At 68.4% G+C, this 8,994-nt stretch carries 9 protein-coding genes and 2 pseudogenes; 1 reads left to right on the top strand and 10 read right to left on the bottom strand.

The features are described 5' to 3' along the window. The 10 genes and pseudogenes from QOC69_RS32205 to QOC69_RS32160 all read right to left on the bottom strand — a co-directional run. Positions 1-253, bottom strand: a pseudogene (locus tag QOC69_RS32205) (MinD/ParA family protein); the annotation flags it as partial. A gap of 2 nt (positions 254-255) precedes the next feature. Further along, positions 256-1,242 (bottom strand): c-type cytochrome biogenesis protein CcsB, encoded by a 987-nt coding sequence (ccsB, locus tag QOC69_RS32200; RefSeq protein ID WP_526446551.1) that lies wholly within the window; start codon positions 1,240-1,242, stop codon positions 256-258. Beyond that, positions 1,239-2,798, bottom strand: a complete 1,560-nt coding sequence (gene resB / locus QOC69_RS32195; RefSeq protein WP_526446550.1) for a cytochrome c biogenesis protein ResB — start codon at positions 2,796-2,798, stop codon at positions 1,239-1,241. Before resB ends, ccsB begins: the two co-directional genes overlap by 4 nt. A gap of 110 nt (positions 2,799-2,908) precedes the next feature. After that, entirely contained in the window at positions 2,909-3,703 is a 795-nt protein-coding gene (locus tag QOC69_RS32190) for a cytochrome c biogenesis CcdA family protein (RefSeq protein ID WP_526446549.1), read from the bottom strand. Next, positions 3,700-4,281 (bottom strand): TlpA disulfide reductase family protein, encoded by a 582-nt coding sequence (locus QOC69_RS32185; RefSeq protein WP_526446553.1) that lies wholly within the window; start codon positions 4,279-4,281, stop codon positions 3,700-3,702. The genes QOC69_RS32190 and QOC69_RS32185 overlap by 4 nt, the downstream gene beginning before the upstream one ends. 14 nt (positions 4,282-4,295) lie before the next feature. Then, complete coding sequence (locus tag QOC69_RS32180; RefSeq protein ID WP_526446548.1) at positions 4,296-4,910, bottom strand: histidine phosphatase family protein; 615 nt, start codon at positions 4,908-4,910, stop codon at positions 4,296-4,298. Beyond that, positions 4,907-6,211, bottom strand: a complete 1,305-nt coding sequence (gene hemL / locus QOC69_RS32175) for a glutamate-1-semialdehyde 2,1-aminomutase (RefSeq protein WP_526446547.1) — start codon at positions 6,209-6,211, stop codon at positions 4,907-4,909. The genes QOC69_RS32180 and hemL overlap by 4 nt, the downstream gene beginning before the upstream one ends. A 104-nt stretch (positions 6,212-6,315) precedes the next feature. After that, positions 6,316-6,492 (bottom strand): annotated as a pseudogene (locus QOC69_RS32170) (GNAT family N-acetyltransferase); the annotation flags it as partial. A gap of 88 nt (positions 6,493-6,580) precedes the next feature. Further along, positions 6,581-7,912, bottom strand: a complete 1,332-nt coding sequence (locus tag QOC69_RS32165) for a cytochrome P450 (RefSeq protein WP_526446552.1) — start codon at positions 7,910-7,912, stop codon at positions 6,581-6,583. Between the two features lie 131 nt (positions 7,913-8,043). Then, complete coding sequence (locus tag QOC69_RS32160; RefSeq protein WP_526446546.1) at positions 8,044-8,430, bottom strand: nitroreductase/quinone reductase family protein; 387 nt, start codon at positions 8,428-8,430, stop codon at positions 8,044-8,046. Positions 8,431-8,453: 23 nt separating this feature from the next. Between QOC69_RS32160 and QOC69_RS32155 the strand changes: the two genes are divergently transcribed. After that, positions 8,454-8,834 carry a nitroreductase family deazaflavin-dependent oxidoreductase gene (locus QOC69_RS32155; protein WP_526446545.1) on the top strand — a complete coding sequence of 127 codons (381 nt, stop codon included), beginning with the start codon at positions 8,454-8,456 and terminating at the stop codon, positions 8,832-8,834. Positions 8,835-8,994 lie beyond the last annotated feature (160 nt).

Raw genomic sequence — 8,994 nt, 5'->3', positions numbered from 1 at the left:
CCCCCGACGGCGTGCGCTTCGGCTGACCGAGCAATGCGACCGTCGACAGGTCGAAGTGCGGCGGCGGCGCGACAGGCTCCGTTGCGGAGATCGGCTGCTCGTTCAGCTCGGCGACGATCTGCGCCAGCGGCAGGCCGTGCGGCGGGGTCGGTGCCGTCCACTCCGGCGGCACGGTCTCCGCGGGATCGCTGAAGCGCTGCTGCGCTCTGAACCCGGGCTCGGCCGCCGGGTGCTGGCCTGGCGCAGAACTCAAGGTCAGCCCACTCCGGCGTAGGAGTGCAACCCGGTGGTGACCAGGTTGATGAAGAACAGGTTGAACACCATCGCGACGAAGCCGGCCACGTTGATCCAGGCGGCCTTCTTGTCGCGCCAGCCCGCGGTCGACCGGGCGTGCAGGTAGGCGGCGTAGATCACCCAGGCGATGAACGCCACCGTCTCCTTGGGATCCCAGCCCCAGTAACGGCCCCACGCCTCCTCGGCCCAGATCGCTCCGAAGATCACCCCGAACCCGAACACGGGAAACGCGAAGATCGTCGTGCGGTAGGCGATGCGGTCAAGCGTCTGGGCGTCGGGCAGCCGTTGGAGGATGCCGGCGAGCCTGCCCTCGCGGTCCGGGGCGCCCAACGGCGACATCTTGGCCAGGAACAGGATGCTGGCCACGCCGGCGACCAGGAACACCCCGGAGCCCAGGCTCACCACGGACACGTGGATCGGCAGCCAATATGACTGCAGCGCGGGCATCACCGGCGCGGCGTTGGCATAGAGCCACCGGCCCGACACCGTCAGCAGGATCAGCACCGGCACTAGCACGAACGCCCACAGCGCCCGGTACTGGGGGCGGCGCAGCATGATCGCCGCCGCAACCAAACCGCAGAAGCAGGTCAGGTTGATGAACTCGTACATGTTGCCCCAGGGCACCCGCGCGGTGGCGAACCCGCGCAGCAGGATGCAGACCCCGAGCATGGCGATCCCGACGTAGACAAGCGCGAGCCCGGACCGCCCGATGCGTTCGTCGACCGGCCGCTTCGGGGTGTCGAGCACCCGTCCCGGCGCGTCGGCGTCGGCGACGGTGTTGGTTCCGGTGCCTGCGGCCACCAGTTCACGGTGCTCCACCTTGCGGCCGCGGCTGTAGGCGAGTTCGACGGCGAGCAGCACCAGTGCGACCACCAGCACCACGATCGACGAGGTGAAGGCCCAATCCGAGTATCGGGCCAGCCCGATGTCGATGTGCTCTGGGTTCATGCGCGATCCCGCTTCGCTTCTCGCTGGGTGTTCATGCGCCGATCCTCTCCCTTGGGCCCGGCCTCGTCCCGGCCTTCCAGCAGCCGCCCGGTGATCCGCTCGAACTCGTCGCCCCAGCCGGAGTTGTCGGTGCGCGCGAGGCCGCCCAGCTCGACGCTAACCGTACCCGGCCCGGCTGGCTCGATACGAACCCAGATCCGGCGCCGCCGCACCACCAGCGACACCAGCAGGCCGGCCATCATCGTCAACGCGAACCCGAGCACAAACACCTGCGCCGGGTCGTGCGAGACCTGCACGTTGATGAACGGCACCGCGCTGTCGAACCGGATCGTGGTGCCGTCGTCGAGCCGGGTCGACTCGCCGGCCCGCAGGTTGACCCGAGACTGCTTCTTCAGCCTGCCCTGCTCGATGAGCCGCGAATCGAGCGTGAACAGCGACTGGGGCCGGCCGGTGTCCAGGCCGGTGTCGCCGCGGTAGACGTCGATCGCCACGGCGGGATCGTTGAGGGCAGGGAAGCTCGACGACAGCAGCTTGCCGTCCAGCTGCTCGGTCGGGGCGAACAAGCCCTGCACGGCGATCTGGTTCTTGCGGCGTTCGCGTTCGTCGGGATACGTGCCGCCCGGCGGGTCGACGCGGATCACCCCGGACGACAGCAGCGTCAAGGGATCGTCGGGGCGCCACTGCACGGTCGAGGTGCGGGTCTGGCCGCCGGGGAACGTGACGGTGAACGTCGGCGCGTAACCGTGGCCCTGCAGATAGATCCGGTCGCCGCCGAGCCGTAGCGGATGGTTGACCTCGAGCCGGTACGGCCGCCAGGTGTCGGTGTTCAGGTCCGCCCCGGCCTGGTAATCGACGTTGGCGGCGAAGCTCAGCGCCTGACCCGTCGGCAGGTACTGCGAATCGAAGTCGTTGACCCGCAGGCAGATCGGGTGCAGCGACGTGCCGTCCACCGTGTTGCCCGCCCGGAACGAGTCGAATGCCGCAGGGGACGCCGAGCAGAAGCCAGGGCCGCCGTCGGCGATCACGATGACGTTGCCCTCGTAACCGAACAGCTTGCCTGCGGCCACCGCGACCAGCAGTCCCAGCAGCGAGAAGTGGAACACGATGTTGCCGAACTCGCGGAAATAGCCCTTCTCCGCTGAAATCTCCGTGATTTCGCCCTCGTGTCGAGTGATGCGCCGCCATCCGCGCAGCCGTTGCGTCACGTCGGCGACGAGGGTGTCGGCGTCCCCGACCACCTCGGCGGCGTGATGCTTCGGCAGCCGGGCCAGGTTCCGCGGCGCCGCCACGGGCTGCGCGCGCACGCTGCGAACGTGCTCGAGCAGCCGTGGCGTGAGGCAGCCGACCAGCGAGATGAACAGCAGGGCGTAGATCGCGGTGAACCAGAAGCTGGAGAACACGTCGAACGCCTGAAGCCGGTCCAGCAACGGACCGATCACGGAGTGGTCGGCGATGTACTGGTCGACCTTGGCCTCGTTGAGACTGCGCTGCGGCAGCAGTGCGCCGGGGATGGCTCCAAGCGCCAGCAGGAACAACAGCACCAACGCCGTGCCCATCGAGGTCAATGTGCGCCAGGTGTTCCTCGCGTACGCCGCGAGCAGTCGCAAAAGTGCTCCGACACGCCGGTTTTTGGGCACTTTTGCGTCTGTTCGCGGGGGGGACGTGGTCATATGGGCAATCGCATGTCGCTGACGAACGCGTCGCGCACCCAGGAGATGAAGTCGGCCCACATCCCGGTCACCAGCGCGGCGCCGACCAGGATCAGCAGCACGCCGCCGAAGATCTGGATGCCCCGGGTATGGCGACGCAGCCAGCCGAGCCCCTGCACCGCCCGCGCGGACCCGAAGGCCAAGAGCACGAACGGGATTCCCAGCCCAAGGCAGTACGCGATGACGAGCAGGACGCCGCGCACCACGTTGGCGCCCTCGGTCGCCGACGCCACCGCGATCACCCCGGTCAACGTGGGGCCAAGGCACGGCGTCCAGCCGAGCGCGAAGACCGCGCCGAGCAGCGGAGCGCCGGCGATGGTGGACAGCCGCCGCGGCGTGAACCGGGCTTCGCGCTGCAGCGCCGGGACGAAGCCGACGAACACCAGCCCCATCAGCATGGTGACGACTCCGCCGATGCGTTGCAGCAGAAGCTGATTGACGAGCAGCGTGGTGGTCAGCCCGAGCACCGCCACGGTGCCCAGCACGAACACCACGGTGAACCCCGCCACGAACAGCGCGGCGGCGCCCGCGACCCGCAGCCGTGCCGTCCGGATCGCGACTCCTCTATCTGCCGATGGGGTCCCCAGTCCTGGCTCGTCCTCTACGCCGACGACCGCTGCGAGATACGACAGATAGCCCGGCACCAGCGGCACCACGCACGGGGACGCGAACGACACCAACCCGGCGAGCACGGAGATGCCCAGCGCCACCAGCAGGGGTCCTGCGGCAGCGGTTTCGGCGAAGCCCGTCATGCCGGGGTGTCCTTTTCGGCGGCCAGTCGGTCCACCACCGGCCGGAGGTCCTCGGCGAGCAACTCGCGCAGAAAGACCGCGGCGACGCGATGCTGGCGGTCCAGCACCAGGGTCGACGGGATGACGGTGGTCGGGTACTTGCCACCGAAGGCGATCATGGTGCGCATCGCCGGGTCGTAGATGGACGGGAAGGTGACCTTGCGGTCGACGACGAAGTCGACCGCAGCGTCGCGGTTGTTGTCGCGTACGTCGATGCCGAGAAAGGCAACGCCCTCGGCCTTGGTCGCGTCATAGACCTTCTGTAGCTCGGGGATCTCGGATCGACAGGGGCCGCACCACTGTCCCCATATGTTGATCACGACGACCTTGCCCGCGAAGTCGTCGAGTGAGACGGTCTTGGACGGGTTGGTCAGCTCGGGCCCGGAGATCGGCCCTGGGCGGCCGCGACTGTTGGGCGGATCGTAGACGATGTCGGTCTTGCCGCCGGGGGCGACGAACTCGAACGTGCCGCCCTGGGCGACCGCGTCGTCACCGGTGGAGCAGCCGGTCAGCAGCACCGCCACCGACACGATCGACATCACCAGCCATCTCACTACAGACCCCAGGGCTCCGAATAGCCCCATCGAGTGAGCTTGTCGCCGGAGAACGTGAACGACGTGAGCGAGGCGAGATTGCACAACCGGCTGTGCGGCAACGGAAGATGGTGCAGGTGCCGGTCCGTCATCGACCGGCGCAGCGTCTCGACGGGAAGCTGATGGCTGACGCACACGGCCTGGTGGCCTTCCGCGCGGATGCGGGCCCGATGCAGCGCCGCCTGCATCCGCGCCGCGACCTCGACGTACGGCTCACCCCACGACGGTTTCCGCGGGTTGCGCAGCAGCGGCCAGTTCCTCGGGTCGCGCAATGCCCCGTCGCCCGGCGCGACCTTCTCGCCCTCGAAGTGGTTCCACGACTCGATGAGGTCGTCGTCGGTGTCGACGGTCAGCCCGTGCGACTTGGCGATCGGCTCCGCCGTCTCCTGCGCTCGCTCGAGGGGTGAGGCCACCAGATAGACGATGTCGTTGTCCGCCAACCAGTCTGCGGACGCTTGCGCCTGCGCTCGTCCACGTTCCGACAGGTGGAAGTCCGGCAGGCGCCCGTAGAGAACCCTGTCCGGGTTGTGCACCTCGCCGTGCCGCATGACGTGCACCGTCGTCGTGACCGTCATGCCGGCCTCTCGGCTTCGGCGGCAGCGCGGGCCGCGGCGGGCAGGGCGGCGGCGATCCGGTCGAACGCGTCGTCGTCCAGTGCGGCGGACACGAACCAGGCCTCGAATGCGCTACACGGCGGGTAGACGCCCGCGCCGAGCAGGGCGTGGAAGAACGGCGGGAAGCGCCACGTGTCGGTGGCCTTCGCCGAGGCGAAGTCGGTGACCGGCTCGTCGGAGAAGAAAACGCTGAACATGTTCGCCGCCCGCGAAACCTGATGTGCCACACCGGCATCGGTGAGCGCTCCGGATAGCAGAGCCGAGAGTCGGTCGGCGTTGGCGTCCAGCTTGGCGTAGACCGCGTCGTCGGCGGCGCGCAGCGTGGCCAGGCCCGCGGCCATGGCGACGGGGTTACCCGACAGCGTGCCGGCCTGATACACCGGGCCCAACGGGGCCAGCCGGTCCATCACCTCGGCGCGGCCGCCGAACGCGGCGGCGGGCAGGCCACCGCTCATCACCTTGCCGAACGTGAACAGGTCCGCCTCCACCGGATCGACCCCGTACCAGCCGGACCGGCTGACCCGGAAGCCGGTCATCACCTCGTCGAGGATCAGCAGCGCGTCGTGGTCGGCGGTGATGCGCCGCAGTGCGGCGTTGTAGCCGGGCAAAGGCGGTACGGCGCCCATGTTGCCCGGGCTGGCTTCGGTGATGACACAAGCGATCTCGTCGCCGAACTGAGCGAAGGCGTCCTCGACGGCGGCGATGTCGTTGTACGGCAACACGATCGTGTCGGCGGCCGTGGCCCCGGTGACGCCCGGGGTGGACGGCAGGCCAAGGGTCGCGACGCCGGAGCCGGCATCGGCGAGCAGCGCGTCGACGTGGCCGTGGTAGCAGCCGGAGAACTTGATCAGCTTCGCACGTCCGGTGAACCCGCGGGCCAGGCGCACGGCGCTCATGGTCGCTTCGGTGCCTGAGTTGACCAACCGCACCTTCTGGACGGCGCCAACGCGGCCGATGATCTCGCGGGCCAGGTCGGTCTCGGCCGGGGTCGGCGCACCGAACGAGAGTCCGTCGGCGGCGACCCGCTGCACGGCCTCGACGACCGCCGGATGGGCGTGACCGAGGATCATGGGCCCCCAGGAACAGACCAGGTCGACGTAGCGGTTGCCATCGGCGTCGGTGAGCCAGCAGCCCTTGGCCTTGGTGATGAATCGCGGGGTGCCGCCGACGGCGGCGAACGCCCGGACCGGCGAGTTCACCCCGCCGGGGATCACGGCGACAGCTTCGGCGAACAGCTTCGCGGAGACGGCAGTGCTCTGCATGGCCACCAGTGTCCCAGCCAGCCCCCCGGCGTCAACTACAGGGTGTAGTGGGAACCGGCGGGCGTGGCCTTCGCGCACGGAGACCGGCCCAGATGGGCCCCTGGTCAGTGACGACTCCCGACGAGGATGGCCCGGGCATAGAGAAGTTGAAAGCCCAACCGCTGGACGTTCTGCTGTGACTTCGAACCCGGCCCGGTGGTCACGACTGCGAAGTCGCGGCCTGCGGCGGCGGCGGACGCCAGGCGGGTGGCGAGCAGGGACGCTTGGACCCCGCGTCGGCGGAATTCCGGGAGTGACCGATCTGCCCTCTCGACGCGGCTCGAAAGATCGGTTCCCGCAAAGAGACCCAAGTCGGCAGGCACCTGGGTTTCAGCTTCGCGGTTCGACACGTGCCCAGATCGGCCCCTTGGCGACCGTGGTGAACGGCACCTCGACGGGAAAGTCGTCGCCCAACGATCGGATCTTGGTAGACCGAACGATGGTGGCCAGCGCGAGGGTCGTTTCCAGACGCGCGAAGTGTTCCCCGATGCACGACCGTGCGCCGCCTGCGAACGGGATGAACTGCCAGCGGTCGCGGCCCTTGGCATTGTCCGGGCTGAATCGGTCGGGGTCGAACACCGTCGGACGGTCCCACAGCGCCGGATCCCGATGCAGCGCATAGATACCCACGGCCACCAGACTGCCCGCCTCGACGCGGTAGCCGTCGACGGCGATGTCGCGCACGGCCAGCCGACCGACCCCCGCCGCTGGCGGGCACAGCCTCAACGCCTCGTGCAGTACCTGAACGGTGTACTCGAGCCGGGACACGTCCGCAGGGGTCAGCTCCCGATCACCGATCTCGGCAGCCTCCGCGGCAACGCGGTCCTGCACGTCGGGATGGTGCCCCAGCGCCCACAACGCGTAGGTGAGCGCCGTCGCCGTCGTGTCGTGACCGGCCAGCATGAAGATCATTAGGTCGTTGCAGATGTCGTCGTCGGAGATCGGCTGCCCGGTCTCCGGGTCGGCGGCCGCGATCAACGCGTGAACGAGCGGTGCGTCACGGGTCGGATCGGCTCGGCACGCCTGCAGGATGTCGTCGGTGACCTGGCGCATCGCCGCCACCGCCGCACGGGCGCGGCGGCGCGCCGGAGTCGGCAACCATCGCGGAGCACGCACCGGCCGCAGTGCGCGATCGGCGGTGTAGGAGGACGCGACGTGCATGTGCTCGGCAATCACCTCCGCGCTTTCGTTGAGATCGATGCCGAGAACCGAGCGGCCGAGCGACCGCATGGTCAGTCGGCGGCACTCGACGTCGAGGTCGAATTCACCGCCGTCGCGCCAGTGGTCGACGAACGTCTGCGCCGCCCGTGACATGTGGCCGCCAAAGGAGCGAACGTTCTGAACGGTGAACACCGGTTGCAGTGCGCGCTTGCGCGGACGCCATTGCTCGTTGGGCAGGACGAAGAGGCTGTCGCCCGCCATGTACCGCACTTCGTCGTGGACGATGCATCGCTCGGCGAAGGCGTCGTTGCGCCCCAACACGTCGCGGATCCCGTCGGGTGACATGACCACCACCAGCGGCGGAACCGCCCATTTCGGGCCTAGTTGCACGCGGGTGATGGGGCCACCGGCGTCGCGGATCGGTTCCTGCCCCTTGTCGAGATTCCGCACCGCCTTCACCAACTGCCGAATCGGCAAAGGATTCTTCGGCGCCAACGGCAACGCACCGACGTCGGTCGTCGCGACCGTCGCACCGAGGGGCGGGCGGCGTGTGGGCGGGTCGAGGATGTGCTTACTCCAGTTCACGTGACGGTCCAGCTGTGGGCTTCAGCCTTCGGGTTACATCATGAACGCTAGGTAGCTGGCGTGAGGGCAAAGACGGGGTGATCGGCGTCGTCGGGCAACTGGCGCCAGTAACCATCGACGACCTTGCCGGCCAGCGGTCGGTACACGGCCAGGATCGGCGCCCTCTGCTCGACCGGCACCTCGACGGCCACGTACCTGGACTTGCCGACCGTGACGTTCGGGTCGGCGCGGACGTTGCGCACCCATTCCGTCTCGCCGCGCGTCGAGACCAGGTACTTCACCCCGTCGACGTCGGGCACGACCACCGGGATCTCTTGAGGTTGCTTGCTGACCCGCTTGGTCACCGTCAGCGTTTCGCTATTGCCGATCCCGGTCGCCATCGCGATCCTGTTGAAGATCTTGGCGGTGAACCACGGAGGCTTGAGATAGGCCATGACCTAAGAGTTTGATGGTTTGCATGCAACTACCGCAATGGTTGGCCAGGTTCAATCGGCACGTCACCAACCCGATCCAACGGCTGTGGGCGGGTTGGGCGCCGACGTTTGGCATCCTCGAGCACGTCGGGCGTAAATCGGGCAAGCAGTTCCGCACGCCGTTGACGGTGTTCAGCACCGAGGACGGCGTCGCGATCTTGCTCACCTACGGGCCCAACCGCGACTGGCTGAAGAACATCACCGCGGCCGGCGGCGGCAGGATTCAGCGCTACGGCAGGACGATCGATCTCGTCGACCCCCGCGTGGTGTCGAAGGCGGAGGCCGCACCGTCGGTCACCGGGCTGTGGCGGCCCATCTTCGCGCGGTTGCCGTTCGAAAAGGCGGTGCTGTTGCGCCGGGCGTGATGCGGTTGGCGACGCGGTCGCTCGTCGAGCACCGGACTGCCGCTGCGGTGGTGAACGGTTCGACGAATTGCCGTAGCTCAATGAGGTGCCGGGCGTGCTGATCGAGTCGACGGTCTTCCTCGGAGTTGGGTTCCCACGGTGGGACGGGCCGGGCCTCGCC

Origin of the sequence: Mycobacterium sp. (assembly GCF_032162105.1) — a bacterium.
In the GTDB taxonomy this organism is placed as follows: domain Bacteria; phylum Actinomycetota; class Actinomycetes; order Mycobacteriales; family Mycobacteriaceae; genus Mycobacterium.
The sequence above is the reverse complement of the archived record's forward strand: the minus strand, read 5'-3'. Positions and strand labels throughout refer to the sequence as shown.

Excerpts from the sequence above, each read along its gene's own strand:
- ccsB (WP_526446551.1), bottom strand. The coding sequence starts at position 1,242 with ATGAACCCAGAGCACATCGACATCGGGCTGGCCCGATACTCGGATTGG.
- resB (WP_526446550.1), bottom strand. The coding sequence starts at position 2,798 with ATGGGCACGGCGTTGGTGCTGTTGTTCCTGCTGGCGCTTGGAGCCATC.
- QOC69_RS32190 (WP_526446549.1), bottom strand. The coding sequence starts at position 3,703 with ATGACGGGCTTCGCCGAAACCGCTGCCGCAGGACCCCTGCTGGTGGCG.
- QOC69_RS32185 (WP_526446553.1), bottom strand. The coding sequence starts at position 4,281 with ATGTCGATCGTGTCGGTGGCGGTGCTGCTGACCGGCTGCTCCACCGGT.
- QOC69_RS32180 (WP_526446548.1), bottom strand. The coding sequence starts at position 4,910 with ATGACGGTCACGACGACGGTGCACGTCATGCGGCACGGCGAGGTGCAC.
- hemL (WP_526446547.1), bottom strand. The coding sequence starts at position 6,211 with ATGCAGAGCACTGCCGTCTCCGCGAAGCTGTTCGCCGAAGCTGTCGCC.
- QOC69_RS32160 (WP_526446546.1), bottom strand. The coding sequence starts at position 8,430 with ATGGCCTATCTCAAGCCTCCGTGGTTCACCGCCAAGATCTTCAACAGG.
- QOC69_RS32155 (WP_526446545.1), top strand. The coding sequence starts at position 8,454 with ATGCAACTACCGCAATGGTTGGCCAGGTTCAATCGGCACGTCACCAAC.